This window comes from Polynucleobacter sp. MWH-HuK1 (genome assembly GCF_018881815.1).
Lineage (GTDB): Bacteria > Pseudomonadota > Gammaproteobacteria > Burkholderiales > Burkholderiaceae > Polynucleobacter.
The window spans coordinates 1,761,902-1,779,315 of the sequence record NZ_JACVPP010000001.1; the positions used below are offsets into that span (position 1 = coordinate 1,761,902).

The window sequence follows — 17,414 nt, forward strand, 5'->3', positions numbered from 1 at the left end:
TATTTGCTTTCTTATTTTTTGTGCAGGAACTTAAAGAAGTCGCTAGTTGGCTCAACCACCATCACATCTTTCTTATCCTTGAAAGAGCCTCTATAGGCCTCTAGACTTTGATAGAACTGAGCAAACTGTGGGTCACGACCAAATGCCTCTGCATAAAGCGCTGTCGCTTTAGCATCACCTGCACCCTTAATTTTTTGGGCATCACGATAGGCTTCAGCCAAAATCGTATCGCGTTGACGCTCTGCATTTGCGCGAATCTTGTCAGATTCAGCAGCACCCATAGATCGCAACTCATTGGCAACACGTTTGCGTTCTGCTTCCATACGGCGATATACAGAGTCACTAATCTCAGCCAATAGGTCAACACGCTTTAAGCGCACGTCCACAATCTCAACGCCGATATCAGATGCATCATCGGCAACCTTTTTGCGAATACCCTGCATTACCTCTTCACGCTGATCAGAAATTAATTCACGAACAGTGCGTTTGGTGAACTCTTCATTCAAGGCTGAGCGAACTAACTGAGTTAAGCGGTCTTGCGCCAAGCGCTCATCGCCTTTAAAGCTAATGAAGAACTTACGTGGATCGACAATGCGCCATTTCACATAAGAATCTACTAACAAGTTTTTCTTCTCAGCAGTGATGAACCGCTCTGCCTCTGGATTGTCGATTGTCAAAATACGGCGGTCGAAGAAGCGAACACTTTCAAATGGCGCCGGCAACTTTACTTGAATGCCAGGATTTTCAATCACTCGCACAATTGACCCAAACGCAAATACCACAGCAAATTTACGCTGATCAACCACAAAGATGCTTGACGACAAAATATAGATGAGCGCAACAAAGCCAATGCCTGCTGCAATTAAACGATTTGCATTCATTATCTAGCCTCCCTATCGCGACTGCGAAGACCATCACGCTTATCTATGAAACTATTGCTAGTCGAGGTGGCGCCAGAAGACGAGCTAGATGCATTTGAACCGGTGGCACCGCCCACCGTCACACTTCCCGTAGGGGTGCTTGCGCCAGATTGAACCTGAGTGCTGGCAGCTTGAGCACTTTCAGCACTCACTTGCGCAACGATCTTATCGAGCGGAAGATATAAAAGGCTATTGCTCTTAGTGGTATCAACCAATATCTTAGTAACGTTGTTGTACATCTCACGCATGCTATCGATATACATACGATCACGCGTTACTTGAGGAGCTTTAGAGTACTCAACCAATACTTGCTTGAAGCGTGTGGCATCACCTTCTGCGGTAGCGACTACACGGGCCTTATAACCTTCAGCTTCTTGAATCAGGCGTTCAGCGGTACCTTTAGCTCTTGGAATAATGTCATTCGCATACGCCTGACCCTCACTCTTTAAGCGCTCTTGATCTTGACCAGCTTTTACTGCGTCATCAAATGCAGCCTGCACTTGCTCTGGTGGCTGAACGTTTTGCACAGTTACACTCGTCACATAGATACCAGTCTTATAACTATCCAAAATCTTCTGGATGGAATTCGCTAAATCAACACCAATCTTTTCGCGACCTTCGTACAGAACGGTATCCATCTTGCTGCGCGCAACGATTTCGCGGACAGCTGTTTCAGCAGCCTGCACTACCGCCGCATCAGGATCGCGGTTATTAAATAAATAATCAGTAGGATCTTTTAAGCGATATTGCACAGCAAAGCGCACATCGATAATGTTTTCATCCTCAGTCAGCATGGAAGAATCTTTTTGATTCGTCGCTTTAATTAAGACTGGGCGCCCCACTTCTACAGAACGAACACCTGATAAGTTCACCGTCTCTTCAGACTGGATTGGCCACGGCATACGCCAGTTGATACCAGGCTTGGCGGTGTAGTCATACTTACCAAAAGTAAGGATGACACCAGCTTGACCCTCTTGGATGATGAAGAAGCCACTGCAAACCCACATAAAGAAGACAACTGCACCTGCAATCAGAATGCTTGCCTTTGATCCAAAGGGATTACTAAAGTTGAGATTAGGTGCGCTGAAGCCGCCACTTCCACCACCATTGCCACCGCTACCACCTCGTTGTGAAGGCGGGGGAATATTAGTGCTACTTGGTTTATTAGATGGCTTACTTGCTGCGCCGGGAGATTTTTTGCCCCCAAAAATGCCAGCAATTCTGTCGTTGAAATCCCTCCAGAGCTCATCCAAATCTGGAGGGCCATCTGACTTATTTGGCTGACCTATTGGTCGATTGTTTGGCTGGGCTTCTACTGGCTGATTGGTTTCTGGATCCGCTTTTGGAGCTTGATCGCCCCCCTGCCCATCTTTAGCATCTTTAGATCCACCGGAATTGTGGCTATTGCCCCAACCGGGATCATTGACCGAAAACAGTCCTAGAAATTTACGCGTCATTTGAGAAATAGCTCGGGTTGGAAATCGGATTAAATTCAGAAGTTTCTGGTCGTTCAGGTAAAGGCTCTAAAAACTCATCCGGGGCCAATTGTTTCTTGGCACGGTTGTGCTCGACCCTTATTCTATCAGTCATTTGAGAGCATTCGGCGAGGGCTGAACGAAGTAAATCAAGGCCCAAGCCGGACTGGGCTGACAGGAAAATCTGGCTAGGAATGCCCTGCCCATCCCGCTCTAAAACAGCCCCATGGGTAAAGGTTTGAGGCATGAGGTCGATTTTGTTCATTACCTCGATCCTTGGGATGTCGTCAGCCCCAATTTCCTCTAAAACAGCCTCAACTTCAGCCTTTTGCTCCCTGACTACAGGGCTACAGGCATCAATAACATGCAAAATCAGGTCCGCGTGGATGGTTTCATCCAAAGTGGCCCTAAAAGCCTCAACCAGCTGATGGGGTAAATCTCGGATAAATCCCACTGTATCGGAGACCACAATCGACCCAACCCCATACAAATGGACTCTTCTGGAGGTGGTATCGAGGGTGGCAAATAGCTGATCAGCAGCGTATGTCCCTGCTTTGGTTAGGGCATTAAAAAGGGTGGATTTGCCCGCATTGGTGTACCCCACCAAAGAGACTGAAAACACATCCTTGCGATTTCGAGCACGTCTTTGCGTTCTTTGTTGGCGCTGTAGCCTTTCCAACTCATTCTCAAGACGCTTGGCCTTGGTTGCCAATATTCGGCGATCCAACTCCATTTGCGTTTCACCAGGGCCACCGCGCACACCAATACCCCCACGCTGACGCTCTAAGTGACTCCATGCCCTCACCAATCGAGACATGCGATATCGCACTTGCGCAAGCTCAACCTGCGTCTTACCAATGTGACTTTGCGCTCTTTGACTAAAGATATCCAAAATCAAACCAGTACGATCCATCACATGAAATCCAATGTGGCGTTCTAAATTTCGTTGCTGAGTTGGAGATAAAGGATGATTAAAGATTGCTAGCTCTGCGCCCTGCTCTTCCATAACCCTTTTAAGTTCATTAGCCTTACCTGAGCCAATGAATAATGCAGGATCCGTCCTGCCTTTGCGGGCGATAACACTTGCTGCGGGTATGGATCCGGCGCTATCAGCTAAAAGGCTGAGCTCAGCCATGCTGTCAGCAAAATCTTCGCGCCCCGTGTCCACTCCAACCAGAACAGCGCGTGCCGCATCTACTCCAGTTTTATACAGGGCTAGCTTCTTCTAAACGAAAATCAATTGCACGAGCAGGAACAATCGTCGAGATTGCGTGTTTGTAAACCATCTGCGTTACGGTATTGCGCAGGAGGACCACATATTGATCGAAGGATTCAATATTGCCCTGCAACTTAATGCCATTTACGAGATAGATCGAAACAGGTACATGTTCTTTACGCAATGCATTGAGAAATGGATCCTGAAGTAATTGAATTTGTTTGTTATTCATACTGCCCCTTATTTATCTTTTCTGAACTACTTTTTTCGGAGTCTTGCTTTTTTAATTAAATACCAATCTTTACGAGAACTACATCTTTAGCCTTATATATTGATCTGATTTTCGAAAAAATCAAGTCCATATCAACCTTAAGGCGAAAGCTTATCCCAAATTAACGCTTTTTGCCTTTTTTGCCCTTATCAGCATCCACATAGGGGTTTTTGGCGGTATTCATCTGAATCCGCAAAGGCGTACCGCGTAACTTAAAGACATCCCTAAAGCGACCCTCTAAGTATCGTTTATAGCTATCAGTCACCCCACTCAAGGATGTGCCATGAATGACCACAATTGGAGGATTCATGCCCCCTTGATGGGCATAACGTAATTTTGGACGGCCCATACCAACCCGTTTTGGCTGCTGATGCTCAATTGCCTCTTGCAAGATGCGGGTCAAACGAGGGGTTGGTAATTTGGCCATCGCTGCAGCGTATGCAGAATCCACATCTTTAAAAAGTTCTTTGAGACCGGTACCTTTTTTGGCTGAGATCGGATGAACATTTGCAAAATCTAAGAAACGTAGTTTTTGCGCAATCTCTAAACGAGCACGCTCTTTTACATACGCATCAATGCCGTCCCACTTATTCACTGCCACCACTAGCGCGCGGCCAGCTTCAACAATAAATCCTGCGATATGGGCATCTTGCTCAGAAATATCTTGCTGAGCATCCAACATTAAGATCACAACATTACAGTCAGCAATCGCTTGCAATGTTTTGACAACAGAAAACTTTTCAATCGCTTCGAATACCTTTCCCCGGCGACGCAGACCAGCGGTATCAACCAGGATGTAAGGCTTGCCATTGCGCTCAAAGGGAACTTCAATCGCATCGCGCGTTGTACCTGGCATATCAAATGCAATAACACGCTCTTCACCGATCAACTTATTGATCAATGTGGATTTACCCACATTTGGACGACCCACAACCGCAATCTTCATTGGGCGATTTGGATCGTTTGCTAATTCATCTGCGTCTGGCTCTGCGATGCCTAGAGAATCCAATGCATCATCAATCAAACCACGCACACCATCGCCGTGCGCAGATGAGATTGGGAAAGGCTCACCTAAACCCAACTCATGAAAGTCTGCGGTGACAACGCCAGCTTGCATGCCTTCAGTTTTGTTAACTGCCAAGATGATCGGGCGACCAGTCTTGCGCAAGAAGTCTGCGATGACGCGATCTTGTGGCGCCATCCCTAAACGACCATCCACCAAGAAAATAACAATATCTGATTCAGCAACAGCCTGCTTGGTTTGTTTGGCCATTTCGGCAACGATGCCAGTTTTTGCAACAGGCTCAAAACCACCGGTGTCTACGCAAATAAATGCACGCTCACCAATGCGACCTTTGCCGTAGTGTCGATCCCTGGTTAAGCCAGAAAAATCCGCCACCAATGCATCACGTGAACGCGTTAAGCGATTAAAGAGAGTCGACTTCCCTACATTGGGACGACCGACGATGGTAATGACTGGATTCATTTTGGACTGTACGCCGCTATTTTTCCACCTTGAGATTGAACCAAGATGAGGCCACCTACCGCAATTGGGGCAGCCGAGATTGGACTACTGTCGTGACGAATACGTGCAACCATCTCACCATTCGCCTGTGAAAATGCATGGATGTAACCTTGAGCATCACCCATTAATAAAACTCTACCCACTGCAAGCGACTCGCCTACGTCCCGGTAAGTTAACTGAGTATTTTCCCAAACCTGAGTGCCATCCTTGGTCGCAAAAGCAGTGACATAGGATTTATCGTTTGCCGAGAAAACCATATCCGCACTTTGGGAAGTGCCGGTATAGCTTGAGTAATCCTTGAACCATAAAAGGTTGCCTGTACGCGCCTGACCACAACCAATGCGACCTTGATAAGAAACAGCACAGAGAATCTCGCCTTCCATACTAGGTTTAGCAGTGACGTCATTCAAGCGCTCAATTTCTGAAAACCCTTTTGGAAACGATACCGGTGTCTCCCACACTAAACCACCATTAGCAATCGCAATCATGCCAAAACGTCCGCCTGCAAAACCAGTAACAATAACTTCGTTACCAATAGCCAACATGCCATAACCTACGCGCAATGACAAAGCAGACTGTTGTCGCTGATAGGTCCATTTTTTGGCGCCAGTCTGCGCATCCAGTCCAACAAACCGATTGTCTAGTGCGCGCACAATTACTATGCCGCCCGCAACTACTGGTTCACTCAATACTTCACTACCAACACTGACTTTCCAAATCTGCTTGCCTGTGTCGTCATAAGCGTAGACAGCGCCTTTGGTAGTCACAGCAACCGTAGTACGCCCATCAGAACCAGGGCCAACAGACAAACGCTCAGGTACAGATGCTTCCCAAACCTTATTGCCTGATGCCAAATCAATTTTGGCTAAATTACCTCGATGAGAAGCAGCGTATACAGCATCGCCAGCAACAATAGGATGAAAGTTAAAGCCTTCTGAAGAGCCCACGCTAGTTGACCATACCGGCTGCAAATCAAATTGATTCGTCACCGGAGTCAGTTCAGCGGGCTTTCTAACACGAGAGCTACCCGAACAAGCGACTAAAGCCATTACCACCGAACCCAATACCAAGGCAGCGCCTAGGCGCTTCGGCAAACGCTTCATCTCTTTAGTCATCACTGAGCAACTCCTCCAACTGCATCCAATTTAACCTTCAAGAGGCGGCGCGCCTCCTCTGGAAATTCTTTTGCTTGATCTAACTTCTTCCAGGCTTCTTGATAGCTCTGCTTTGCTTGATCATTTTTCTTTTGCGCCAAATACCAATCACCACGACGCTCAAGCCAGAGAGACTCAAAACCAGCAATCGGCTTCAGATTCAGAATTTGATCTGCCTCAGCAAAATCCTTTTCTCCACCCTGCTCAATTAACTGCGTCACTAAACGTAACTTTGCCAATGCCAAGTAGCCATTATTTGAAGCATTCTTAGCTGCCCAACGTAAATAATCCAACGCTTTATTACCATCACCCGCATCTGATGCGATACGTGCAGCAATTAGACTAGACATCGCCGCATAAGGTGTACGGCCAAAATCTTTTTGCAAATCATCTGCGGCACGCAAGGTTTGATCTTTATCGCCCTTAGCAATTGCGCCGACCATTGTTTCGTATAGTTTCGAGGCTTCAAGCGCCTGACTATTACGCCACCACTGATAACCACTATAAGCAGCATAGGCAAATAAAGCAGCAGTAATTACGCCTGTAATGAGATTGCGATATTTTTGCCAAAACGCTTTAAATTGGTCTAATTGCTCTTGTTCTTCTAGATCTAAAGGCATATCAATCCAAACTAATTAATAGGTAATTTATAAGTATTAAGCTAATTCTATTCGGAGGCGCCTACCAGGGCATCAATTGCTGCTCCCAAGACGCCATCCAAAGGAACAGACTTTTGTTCACCTGTGCCACGCAGATCCTTGAGCTGAGCCTCATTTTTAGCCAATTCATCAGGGCCAATAATGACTGCAAAGGCTGCTCCACTGCTGTCAGCCTTCTTCATTTGGGACTTAAAGCTAGCGGATTGGCCATCTGGAGGACAGAAAAGAATGGTATCAATTCCAGCACTGCGTAAACGCTCGGCAATGATCATGGCAGCCGATAATGTCTCGCCACCTTGGTGTAAAACAAAAATATCGCATTGCGCCTTGGCTTCAGGCAATGAGCCAGAAACTTTCATTAACTCCAGAACGCGCTCCATCCCCATCGCCCAACCACATGCCGGAGCAGCTTTACCGCCCATGCGTTCGATTAAGGGGTCATAGCGACCACCACCGGCAATAGTGCCCTGCGCACCTAACTCTTCTGTCACCCACTCAAATACAGTGAGGTTGTAATAATCTAAGCCACGAACTAAGCGGGGATTAATTTTGCAGTGGATGTTATTCGCCTTAAGCAATGCTTGCACCGCATTGAAATGCTTAAGCGACTCCTCACCCAAAAAATCCAACAATTTCGGCGCACCTTCGATTAGGGCCTGCATCTCTGGATTCTTAGAATCCAAAATGCGCAAAGGATTTGTAATGAGGCGACGTTGTGAATCTTCATCCAACTGCGCTTTGTTCTTCTCAAAGTACGTTACCAAGGCTGCACGATGCTCTGCACGCTCAGGCGCTTGACCCAGAGAGTTAATCTCTAAACGAACGCCCTTCAGACCAAGCTCATCCCAGAGGCGCTGACCCATGAGAATAATTTCTGCATCGATATCAGGACCAGCAAAGCCCAAGGCTTCAATACCAAACTGATGAAACTGACGATAGCGGCCACGCTGTGGACGCTCATGACGGAACATCGGACCTGTGTACCAGAGACGCTTTGGTCCTTCATATAACAAATTGTTTTCAATAACAGAACGCACTAATGCTGCAGTGCCCTCTGGGCGCAATGTCAGCTGCTCACCATTTAAACGATCTTCAAAGGAATACATTTCCTTTTCAACGATATCGGTTACCTCTCCAATACCACGCTGAAATACCGCCGTTGCTTCCACAATGGGCGTTCTCAAAAACTCATAGCCATATGCGCGTGTGAGATCACGTAAAACATGTTCAAGATGCGCCCATTGAGCAGCATCAGCTGGCAGCAAATCATTCATGCCGCGCACGCCATTAATTTTTTGCGTCTTCTGCGTTTTTTGAACTTGGTTATTTTGATCAGTCATTTTTATTATTGTTTTGTTATTACTTTACTTAAACCTATTTAAACCTTAGCTGCGTAATTTTGTTTCACGTATTCATCCACAATCACCTGAAACTCTTCGGCAATTCTCTCACCACGCAGCGTTTTTACTTTAACCCCATCGACAAACACTGGAGCCGCCGGGGTTTCTCCCGTTCCAGGCAAAGAAATACCAATATTGGCATGTTTACTCTCACCCGGGCCATTGACGATACATCCCATAACAGCCACGTTCATATTCTCAACGCCAGGATGGGTTTTCTTCCAAACCGGCATTTGTTGGCGCAAGTAGGACTGAATATTGGCTGCTAATTCTTGGAAAGTGGTACTGGTTGTTCTGCCGCAACCGGGACAAGCAATCACCATTGGCGTGAAATTACGCAGTCCCATGGTCTGCAATATTTCTTGCGCAACAATCACTTCGTTTTCACGAGGCGCGCCTGGATCAGGCGTTAACGAAACTCGAATTGTGTCGCCAATACCTTCTTGCAACAAGATGCCCATTGCCGCAGTGGAAGAAACAATTCCTTTGCTTCCCATGCCTGCTTCAGTTAAACCTAAATGCAATGGATAGTCAGAGCGACGTGAGAGATCGCGATATACCGCAACCAAGTCCTGCACATTACTTACTTTGCAAGACAACAAAATTTGATTGGGGTTCATACCCAACTCCACTGCTTTTTCTGCAGACTGCAGTGCAGATTGAATCAAAGCTTCAATCATCACTTCTTGTGCAGTTTTTGGGACCGCTAAAGCCGCATTACTATCCATAATGGAAGCCAGGAGGTCTTGATCTAAGCTACCCCAGTTCACACCAATCCGAATCGGCTTGTCATATTTACATGCAGCCTCAATCATTTGAGCAAACTGCGGGTCACGCTTCGCGCCCTTACCTACATTGCCTGGATTAATACGGTACTTAGAGAGCGCCTTTGCGCACTCCGGGAAATCATTTAATAAAGTATGGCCGTTGTAGTGGAAGTCGCCAATGAGTGGCACCAAGACATCCATCTTGTCTAACTGCTCGCGAATATAAGGAACTGCAGCAGCAGCTTCTGGTGTATTAACGGTAATACGCACCATCTCTGAACCAGCGCGCGCTAATTCTTTTACCTGAATTGCCGTACCAACTGCATCAGCAGTATCGGTATTTGTCATCGACTGCACACGAACAGGAGCATCTCCACCAACAGTAATGATGTTAGTTTTCCAGACAACGGTTGCCTGACGTGTGGCTCGCTTAGGCGCTGGACCTAATGGCAATGGTGGTAAAAGATTATTGGAGCTCATTGGATCTATTTACTAGGATCTAATCATTAATTTAATTTTTTGAGCCACTCAATTGGGCGCTCATTTGACTGCTCATCGGATTCCACTTCTTCGATTTCAATCTCAGCACTGTGGACCGCACGCTCACGAACTCGAGTGCGGTCGACAACATCACCTGCTAATTGACCGCAGGCCGCAGCAATGTCATCACCACGAGTCTTACGTACTGTCGCAACCATGCCAGCGTCCAAAAGAATGCCGGCAAAGGCATTTACCCTCTGGGCTGATGAACGCTTAAGCCCAGACTCTGGGAAAGGATTAAATGGAATGAGATTGATTTTGCACTTAATGTTTCTAAGCAAGCGCACTAATTCTTTTGCTTGAATATCGGAGTCATTCACGCCATCGAGCATGCAATATTCGAAAGTTAAAAAGTCTCTTGGAGCAAATGGCAAGTAGCGCTCACAAGCATCAAGTAATTCACGTAGAGGATATTTTTGGTTCAACGGCACTAGTTGATCACGTAATGCGTCATTCGGCGCATGCAAGGAAACTGCCAATGCCACTGGACAATCTTGTGCCAGGCGATCAATCATCGGTACTACACCTGATGTTGAAACAGTCACTCGGCGACGAGACAAGCCATAAGCCCTGTCATCAAGCATGAGACGCAATGCAGAAACAACGTTGTCGTAATTGAGTAATGGCTCACCCATTCCCATCATCACCACATTAGAAATCACACGACCGGTATGCTCCCAGCCTGGAGTCGGAAACTTCTCCACCCTGCGAATAGCGTCTGGATCGTTGCGCAAGAGATGCTCAGCAAACCAAAGTTGACCGATGATTTCACCGGAAGTGAGATTGCGTGAGAAGCCCTGACGCCCAGTTGAGCAAAAGCGGCAGTTCACTGCACAACCTGCTTGAGAAGAGATGCACAAAGTGCCTCGATCATCCTCAGGAATAAAAACGGACTCCACCGCATTGCCGGCGCCCACATCCAGCAACCATTTGCGGGTGCCGTCGAGCGCATGCTCATCTTTCATTACAGGGAGAGAAAGTACTTCTGCCTTATCTAGCAAAGTCGCTCTAAAGCTTTTTGCTAAATCACTCATGTCATTTATATCCGATACACCACGTTGATGTATCCACTGCATGAGCTGCTTTGCCCTAAAAGGCTTTTCATTCAACCCCGCGACATACGCTGCCATTTGGTCAGCGTCAAAATCTAAGAGATTTACGCGCGGGGAGGTCAATGCGCCTACTTATAAATAAATAGCGAATCGATTAATCAGCGATTAACGATTGAAAACATTCATGCCAGGGAAGAAGAATGCAACTTCCACAGCAGCCGTTTCAGGAGCGTCAGAACCGTGAACAGCGTTTGCATCAATGCTGTCAGCAAAGTCAGCACGGATTGTGCCTTTTTCTGCTTTCTTAGGATCAGTAGCGCCCATCAAGTCGCGATTCTTAGCAATAGCGCCCTCGCCTTGCAAAACCTGAATCATGACAGGTCCGGAGATCATGAAGCTCACCAAGTCTTTGAAGAAAGGACGATCTTTGTGAACGGCATAGAACTGCTCTGCTTCTGATTGTGACAAATGCGCCATTCTGGAAGCAACGATCTTCAAACCAGCAGATTCGAAACGGTCATAGATTTTGCCGATGACGTTTTTAGCGACAGCATCAGGTTTGATAATAGAAAGGGTGCGTTCAATTGCCATTCAAGACTCCAATAGTGATTTCAAGGGTTTTTGCCAGGTTGGGGCTTTAAGGACCCCACTCCAGCGACCCCCGAATTATACATTGCCCGACGGTATTTACCCCTATATCCGTAGGGCTAAGCCCTTGAATTTACAGGGCATAAGCCTTTATTTTGTAGGTCTTTCATAGGGGGGCTTGAAATTTAGGCGTTTTGTCTATACTTAGAGACAACAGCCCTATATGGGCTCTTGTAATAACTATGAAAAAGAAGGAGTCAATATGAGTGATCTGAACTCTTACGGCTTTGGCCAAACCGGCTCAATTAGTACCGTCCAAGTGCGCAACCGCGTACTTCGCAATACCTATGCGCTATTGGCGCTGTCCATGGTGCCTACTGTCATTGGTGCCTGGCTCGGTGTTGCCATGGGATTGGATTTCTTTGCGGGCAGCCCATTCATCGGCTTTATCGTGTTCATGGCAGTTGCCTTCGGTTTCTTCTGGGCAATTGAAAAGAATAAAGATACTGGTGTAGGCGTTCTCCTACTCCTGGGCTTTACCTTCTTCATGGGCGTCATGATGTCCCGCTTAGTTGGCTTTACCCTGAATAGCTATAGCAATGGTGCTACGCTCATCATGCTGTCATTCGGCGGCACAGCTGCTATCTTCGCCACGATGGCAACCATTGCCACTGTAAGCAAGAGTGACTTTGCTGGCATGGGCAAGTGGCTCATGGTTGGCGTATTGCTCTTGATCGTGGCCTCTTTGGCAAACATCTGGCTGCAGTTACCTGCTTTGATGCTGACTGTGATGGTCCTAGCTATCGCAATCTTCTCCGCGTTTATTTTGGTTGATGTACAACGCGTGATTAACGGTGGCGAGACCAACTACATCATGGCTACATTAGCTATTTACCTGGATGTGTATAACGTCTTTACTAACTTACTTGCCCTCTTGGGTATTGTTGGCGGTAATAGAGATTAAGTAATACTAAGAACCGAAGTGTGATGTTCTCCGAAGGCGCCTGCGGGCGCCTTTTTATTGCTTACAAAAAAGCTTTATGTGGATTGTTTATAACTAGACAGCAACAAACATACTCACAACATATGACAGAGCCATCAATATTAATAAGAGGGCAAAACTATCTGAGGCTTTCATGACAAACTCCCAAAGTAATTTACGGGTTTGGCAGCAATACATCTCTGCACAAGTTCAATCTACTCTTGGCTTTGGGTGGAGCATTTACCAACTGCACTGGATTTAGGCTCTACGCACTAAATTGGGGCAATCTAGGGCGTTTAACAGTGAAAAACGCCCCTAAATCAACGGCTTAGGCGGCTAAGGCCGATCAAAAACTGCCATAGACTCCACATGGGAGGTGTGAGGGAACATATTGATAATCCCCGCGCTACTCAAGGAGTAGCCCGCTTGGTGACAAAGAATCTCAACGTCTCTTGCTAGCGTTTTGGGATTGCAGGAAACATAGACAATGCGCTGAGGGAGCAGACTGCTTTGCCCGAGATTTAATTGAGCTAGCGCCTTGCAAATCTCCATCGCACCTTCGCGTGGTGGATCCATTAACCAACGCTCCGCTTTTCCCCAGGATGCAATTGTTTCTGGCGTCACCTCAAACAAATCACTTTGCATAAAGTTCGCTTTATCCACTAGACCATTATGTTCAGCATTGGCTTTTGCTCTAGTGGTTAAGCTTGCTAAACCCTCTATACCTAAAACTTGTTTTGCTTTTCTAGCAAGCGGTAATGTGAAATTACCAATGCCGCAAAAGAGATCTAATACTCGGTCTGTTTCCTTCACTTCCAACAAGCGAATCGCCCTACTCACCAATGCACGGTTCATCATGTGATTAACCTGCGTAAAGTCTGCCGGCTTAAATGGCATCTCGATTTCAAATTCAGGAAGTCGGTAACAAAGCTTGCCAGTCTCTGGATAAAACGGTGCCACCGTCTCAATCCCTTTAGGCTGGAGCCATATCCACACCTGATGCCGATCGGCAAACTCTCGCAGCAGTTGTTCGTCATCAGCCGTTAGAGGCTTGAGGTTCCGAAACACCAATGCAGTAACTGGTTTTGATTTTTTAGGGTCTTCTGATTGCGAATCTTCTGACTCACCAACAGCAATTTCAATTTGTGGCATACGATCGACGATAGACAAACCCATCACTAATTTACGCATCTGTGGTAGCAAATCGGATACGTGCTTAGGCAGAATCTCACAGGCCAGCATGTCAGCAACATAGCCACTCTTGCCTTCATGAAAGCCAATTAATACTGTGCCTTTTTTAATGGAGCGATTCACAGCACTTAAGCGCGCACGATGACGGTATTCCCAGGTGGGTCCACCCATTGGACGCAGAATTTCTCCTGGCTTTACTTTGGCAATGTGTTGCAGATCGTCTTCTAGCACCCGCTGCTTCATCGCCACTTGTGCGCGGATATCCAAATGCTGCATCGTGCAGCCACCGCAGACACCAAAGGCTTTGCATTTGGGTTCAGCCCGAAATACAGCTGGCTTGAGAATATTACGAACTTTAGCTTTACTAAAGCGAGCTTTATCACCGGTGATGGTGTAAGTCACCAACTCCGTTGGTAATGCTCCCTTAATAAAGATGACTTTGCCGCTTTGACCCTGGGCAAGCTCTTCCTCATTAGGCGTTAAGCGCGCAATCCCTTGAGCATCGAGATCCAAGGCTTCAACTTTGATTGGCTCAGTCACTTCGATATTGACTGGCTTATCACCTCTACGCATTAGCTGAAAAACCCTGGAGATATTCTTGCCATTGAGAACCATTTGGCTCTTTAGCTTCTTTTTCTAAATAGGCTTTTACAAACTCAATCTCTTCTTGATATTCCTCGAGAGAGAAGCCGCCACGCAGCAACTGAAAGCGGCAGTACATGAGATAAGTGTTGACCACATCCGTCTCACAGTAACGGCGAATGTCATTGATCTTGCCGTCTTGGTAAGAGGGCCATACTTGACTGCCATCCATACCCATCTTGCCAGGAAAGCCACATAACTTAGCCAAACCATCAAGAGGCGCATTGGCGCGACCATTAAATTTAGCCAGTAGATCCATCATGTCGAGATGACGCATGTGATATCGACTGATGTAGTTATTCCATTTGAATTCACGGCTATCGGACTCTTGGCTCTCACCCATCTCCCAATAGCGCGGTGCTTGAATGTGATTTGCTAGAGCGCGATAGTGCAATACCGGTAAGTCAAAGCCACTGCCATTCCATGAAACTAATTGCGGGGTATATTTTTCAATAAGATCAAAAAAGGCCTGAACCAAAACCTTTTCATCATCTTGTGGGGTGCCTAGGGTCCCAACTTTAATTTGTGGCAACCCCTCTTTAGTAGTTCTGCGAATCACACAAGATATAGCGACAATCTTTTGCAGAAACAAGGGTAAAAATTCACTGCCAGTTTTAGCAGCACGATCAGTCATGGCTTTACTAGCTACTTCAGCATCACTCATCGATTCTGGAAAATCTTCTAGGCGCCGCAATCCCGCTACATCAGGAATGGTTTCAATATCGAATACGAGAACGGTTGCCATACTTACTTAGGGCAACGTTACTGCAGATACGGCGTTGGGTTAACTGGTTTTCCGTTGACGCGTAACTCAAAGTGCAACTTGATCGCATTGGCATCTGTATCACCCATCTCAGCGATCCTCTGACCCTTACGAACAGCATCACCCTCTTTTACCAAGAGTTTGCTATTGTGGGCGTAAGCAGTGAGATAAGTATTGTCATGTTTAACAATGACTAGATTGCCGTAACCACGCAAGCTATTACCAGCGTAAACCACCTTGCCATCAGACGCTGCAAGAACAGGTTCACCGACTTTACCGGCAATATCAATCCCTTTATTGGTCTCGCTAAATTCAGTAATAACTTTACCTTTAGCCGGCCAAGATAAGCGAATACCTGGTTCAGCGACTACTTCAGCTTTTGCTGGCTCTGGAGAGGTCACCGGTGAATCTGATTTATCTGCTGCTGGTTTCTTATCCCCAATGCGCGCAGACTTAGACCCTGCAGGGGCTTTAATTAGAATCAAATCGCCAACCTCAATCACATTCGGATTGAAGTTGGGATTAATTGCTTTATTCCACTGAGTCACATCACGTGGCGCCTGACCATTATCTAAAGCAATACGCGCCAAGGTATCGCCCTTTTTAACTCGATAGTATCCAGGTGGCGTTGGCTCACTACTAGATCCGCCGCTGCGATCAGTTACGCTGGCAGGCTTCGTACGAGGTGTTGAGCAACCCACCATCAACATCAATGACGCAGAAATGAGTGCAACGAAGAACGGCTTAAATAGGGTACTTTGCATTAAATTGGTTTCTGAATTGTGGAATTCATCATAAATCTCATACTACCCCTGATTGTAAGGGGACAAAAAAGACCTCGTCCAGCACAGTTCTTTGATAGCGCTGAGAACTCATTCTCTCTACCATGACAAGCTGTTGCTCTTTCTCATTTTTGGCAACTGGGGCTACCAGGCGACCGCCAATGGATAGTTGGTCAAGCAAGGCGTCTGGAATGCCCAAGCCTGCTGCAGCCAAAATGATCCCGTCAAATGGTGCTGCTTGGGGCAAACCCAAGATGCCGTCTCCATAAATTAGACGCAGGTTATTAATCCGAAATGGGCGTAACTTCGCTCTAGCCATGTCATGCAGTGGACGTATACGCTCAATGGAGTAAACCTCATCTGCTAGCAAACTGAGAACCGCCGCTTGATAACCGCAACCAGTACCAATCTCTAGCACTTTGCCAAGCTTATGCTTGGGCTTATGAAGTAGTTCAATCATGCGCGCTACTACGGATGGCTTAGAGATGGTTTGCTCATGCCCAATAGGCAAGGCGGTATCTTCATAAGCCTGCGCATGCAAACCCGCATCCATAAAAGCATGTCGTGGAACAGTGGCAATGGCCTCTAAAGTTTTACCATGCTTAACGCCACCAGCATGCACTTTTGCAGCTAGCGCTTGCCGATAAGCAGCAAAGCGTTCTGTTGGAGCTTTCAACCGCGATCCCATCCATTAGCGCGCATCGCCGCTAAACGTGCATGATGCGTTAAGTCCAATTGCATCGGCGTAATTGAAATACACCCTTCAGCAATCGCATGAAAGTCTGTACCTTCAGATCCCTCTTTAACGTCACCTGCCGCACCGATCCAATAGATCTTCTCACCACGAGGGCTGTCTTGCACCACAACCGGCTGTGAATGATGGCGATTGCCTAGACGGGTTACGCGCCAGCGATAAAGGTCAGCGTAAGGACGATTTGGAATGTTGACGTTCAGCAGTGTTGCTACGCCATCAGCATGATTCTTGCTTAAGGCAGACACTAGCATCTGAGCTACTACATCGTGCGCTGCTTTAGCGGCATCTTCAATACGATTCCAGCCACGATCAATTTGTGAGAAAGCAATACCCGGCACTCCAAACATGACACCCTCAATAGCAGCAGCAACCGTCCCAGAGTAAAGAGTATCTTCACCCATGTTCTCGCCTTGATTAATTCCGGAGATCACCAAATCTGGCTTTTCATCTAAGAAGCCTGTCATCGCAACGTGAACACAATCGGTTGGCGTACCATTGATAAAGAAAAATCCATCACGTTCACCACCAGCAACGCGATGAATCGAGAGCGGTCTTGAGAGCGTTAATGAATTCGATGCACCGCTGTGATTTTGCTCAGGAGCGATGACCGTAATTCGACCCAAAGGACGAACAGCATTTACCAACGCCAGCAAGCCAGGAGCTAAATAGCCATCATCATTGGAAACCAAGATGTGAGGTTGACGATTGCTCATGACTATTTAGTTCTTTCTGT

At 46.7% G+C, this 17,414-nt stretch carries 16 protein-coding genes and 1 pseudogene; 1 reads left to right on the forward strand and 16 read right to left on the reverse strand.

From position 1 onward, the window contains the following. Positions 1–11 precede the first annotated feature (11 nt). The 11 genes from hflC to ndk all read right to left on the reverse strand — a co-directional run bounded on the left by hflC (position 12) and on the right by ndk (position 11,570). Positions 12–881, reverse strand: coding sequence for a protease modulator HflC (hflC, locus tag ICE93_RS09065; RefSeq protein ID WP_216187492.1), 870 nt, complete (start codon positions 879–881; stop codon positions 12–14). Beyond that, positions 881–2,377 (reverse strand): FtsH protease activity modulator HflK, encoded by a 1,497-nt coding sequence (gene hflK / locus ICE93_RS09070; RefSeq protein WP_216187495.1) that lies wholly within the window; start codon positions 2,375–2,377, stop codon positions 881–883. Before hflK ends, hflC begins: the two co-directional genes overlap by 1 nt. Beyond that, positions 2,367–3,608, reverse strand: coding sequence for a GTPase HflX (hflX, locus tag ICE93_RS09075; protein WP_255554722.1), 1,242 nt, complete (start codon positions 3,606–3,608; stop codon positions 2,367–2,369). Before hflX ends, hflK begins: the two co-directional genes overlap by 11 nt. Then, on the reverse strand, positions 3,601–3,843 hold the full coding sequence (gene hfq, locus ICE93_RS09080) for an RNA chaperone Hfq (RefSeq protein WP_068321135.1): 243 nt from the start codon (positions 3,841–3,843) through the stop codon (positions 3,601–3,603). The genes hflX and hfq overlap by 8 nt, the downstream gene beginning before the upstream one ends. A 160-nt stretch (positions 3,844–4,003) precedes the next feature. Further along, positions 4,004–5,368, reverse strand: a complete 1,365-nt coding sequence (der, locus tag ICE93_RS09085; RefSeq protein WP_216187496.1) for a ribosome biogenesis GTPase Der — start codon at positions 5,366–5,368, stop codon at positions 4,004–4,006. Then, positions 5,365–6,522: an outer membrane protein assembly factor BamB gene (bamB, locus tag ICE93_RS09090; RefSeq protein ID WP_216187498.1), complete on the reverse strand. Its 1,158-nt coding sequence runs from the start codon at positions 6,520–6,522 to the stop codon at positions 5,365–5,367. Before bamB ends, der begins: the two co-directional genes overlap by 4 nt. Next, positions 6,522–7,181: a tetratricopeptide repeat protein gene (locus ICE93_RS09095; RefSeq protein WP_216187500.1), complete on the reverse strand. Its 660-nt coding sequence runs from the start codon at positions 7,179–7,181 to the stop codon at positions 6,522–6,524. Before ICE93_RS09095 ends, bamB begins: the two co-directional genes overlap by 1 nt. A 47-nt stretch (positions 7,182–7,228) precedes the next feature. Beyond that, the gene (gene hisS / locus ICE93_RS09100) at positions 7,229–8,560 is read right to left on the reverse strand and encodes a histidine--tRNA ligase (RefSeq protein WP_216187502.1); all 1,332 of its coding nucleotides are present in this window, start codon (positions 8,558–8,560) and stop codon (positions 7,229–7,231) included. A gap of 38 nt (positions 8,561–8,598) precedes the next feature. Then, entirely contained in the window at positions 8,599–9,867 is a 1,269-nt protein-coding gene (ispG, locus tag ICE93_RS09105) for a flavodoxin-dependent (E)-4-hydroxy-3-methylbut-2-enyl-diphosphate synthase (RefSeq protein WP_216187504.1), read from the reverse strand. A gap of 26 nt (positions 9,868–9,893) precedes the next feature. Then, positions 9,894–11,102 (reverse strand): 23S rRNA (adenine(2503)-C(2))-methyltransferase RlmN, encoded by a 1,209-nt coding sequence (gene rlmN / locus ICE93_RS09110; RefSeq protein ID WP_216187506.1) that lies wholly within the window; start codon positions 11,100–11,102, stop codon positions 9,894–9,896. A gap of 42 nt (positions 11,103–11,144) precedes the next feature. Beyond that, on the reverse strand, positions 11,145–11,570 hold the full coding sequence (gene ndk / locus ICE93_RS09115; RefSeq protein WP_216187509.1) for a nucleoside-diphosphate kinase: 426 nt from the start codon (positions 11,568–11,570) through the stop codon (positions 11,145–11,147). A 259-nt stretch (positions 11,571–11,829) separates the two neighbouring features. Here ndk and ICE93_RS09120 point away from each other — a divergent pair, with 259 nt between their 5' ends. After that, positions 11,830–12,531 carry a Bax inhibitor-1 family protein gene (locus tag ICE93_RS09120; protein WP_216187511.1) on the forward strand — a complete coding sequence of 234 codons (702 nt, stop codon included), beginning with the start codon at positions 11,830–11,832 and terminating at the stop codon, positions 12,529–12,531. 354 nt (positions 12,532–12,885) lie between these two features. Here ICE93_RS09120 and rlmD read toward each other — a convergent pair whose 3' ends face one another. From rlmD to surE, 5 genes and pseudogenes are all read right to left on the reverse strand, one after another. Further along, positions 12,886–14,313, reverse strand: coding sequence for a 23S rRNA (uracil(1939)-C(5))-methyltransferase RlmD (gene rlmD, locus ICE93_RS09125; protein WP_216188359.1), 1,428 nt, complete (start codon positions 14,311–14,313; stop codon positions 12,886–12,888). Beyond that, complete coding sequence (locus ICE93_RS09130; RefSeq protein ID WP_216187513.1) at positions 14,306–15,127, reverse strand: 3'-5' exonuclease; 822 nt, start codon at positions 15,125–15,127, stop codon at positions 14,306–14,308. Before ICE93_RS09130 ends, rlmD begins: the two co-directional genes overlap by 8 nt. A gap of 17 nt (positions 15,128–15,144) precedes the next feature. Next, positions 15,145–15,909, reverse strand: a complete 765-nt coding sequence (locus tag ICE93_RS09135; protein ID WP_216187515.1) for a peptidoglycan DD-metalloendopeptidase family protein — start codon at positions 15,907–15,909, stop codon at positions 15,145–15,147. Between the two features lie 37 nt (positions 15,910–15,946). Next, positions 15,947–16,570 (reverse strand): annotated as a pseudogene (locus ICE93_RS09140) (protein-L-isoaspartate(D-aspartate) O-methyltransferase); the annotation flags it as partial. A gap of 29 nt (positions 16,571–16,599) precedes the next feature. Next, complete coding sequence (gene surE, locus ICE93_RS09145) at positions 16,600–17,394, reverse strand: 5'/3'-nucleotidase SurE (protein ID WP_068321101.1); 795 nt, start codon at positions 17,392–17,394, stop codon at positions 16,600–16,602. Between the last annotated feature and the right edge of the window lie 20 nt (positions 17,395–17,414).

Excerpts from the sequence above, each read along its gene's own strand:
- hflC (WP_216187492.1), bottom strand. The coding sequence starts at position 881 with ATGAATGCAAATCGTTTAATTGCAGCAGGCATTGGCTTTGTTGCGCTC.
- hflK (WP_216187495.1), bottom strand. The coding sequence starts at position 2,377 with ATGACGCGTAAATTTCTAGGACTGTTTTCGGTCAATGATCCCGGTTGG.
- hfq (WP_068321135.1), bottom strand. The coding sequence starts at position 3,843 with ATGAATAACAAACAAATTCAATTACTTCAGGATCCATTTCTCAATGCA.
- der (WP_216187496.1), bottom strand. The coding sequence starts at position 5,368 with ATGAATCCAGTCATTACCATCGTCGGTCGTCCCAATGTAGGGAAGTCG.
- bamB (WP_216187498.1), bottom strand. The coding sequence starts at position 6,522 with ATGACTAAAGAGATGAAGCGTTTGCCGAAGCGCCTAGGCGCTGCCTTG.
- ICE93_RS09095 (WP_216187500.1), bottom strand. The coding sequence starts at position 7,181 with ATGCCTTTAGATCTAGAAGAACAAGAGCAATTAGACCAATTTAAAGCG.
- hisS (WP_216187502.1), bottom strand. The coding sequence starts at position 8,560 with ATGACTGATCAAAATAACCAAGTTCAAAAAACGCAGAAGACGCAAAAA.
- ispG (WP_216187504.1), bottom strand. The coding sequence starts at position 9,867 with ATGAGCTCCAATAATCTTTTACCACCATTGCCATTAGGTCCAGCGCCT.
- ndk (WP_216187509.1), bottom strand. The coding sequence starts at position 11,570 with ATGGCAATTGAACGCACCCTTTCTATTATCAAACCTGATGCTGTCGCT.
- ICE93_RS09120 (WP_216187511.1), top strand. The coding sequence starts at position 11,830 with ATGAGTGATCTGAACTCTTACGGCTTTGGCCAAACCGGCTCAATTAGT.
- rlmD (WP_216188359.1), bottom strand. The coding sequence starts at position 14,313 with ATGCGTAGAGGTGATAAGCCAGTCAATATCGAAGTGACTGAGCCAATC.
- ICE93_RS09130 (WP_216187513.1), bottom strand. The coding sequence starts at position 15,127 with ATGGCAACCGTTCTCGTATTCGATATTGAAACCATTCCTGATGTAGCG.
- ICE93_RS09135 (WP_216187515.1), bottom strand. The coding sequence starts at position 15,909 with ATGCAAAGTACCCTATTTAAGCCGTTCTTCGTTGCACTCATTTCTGCG.
- surE (WP_068321101.1), bottom strand. The coding sequence starts at position 17,394 with ATGAGCAATCGTCAACCTCACATCTTGGTTTCCAATGATGATGGCTAT.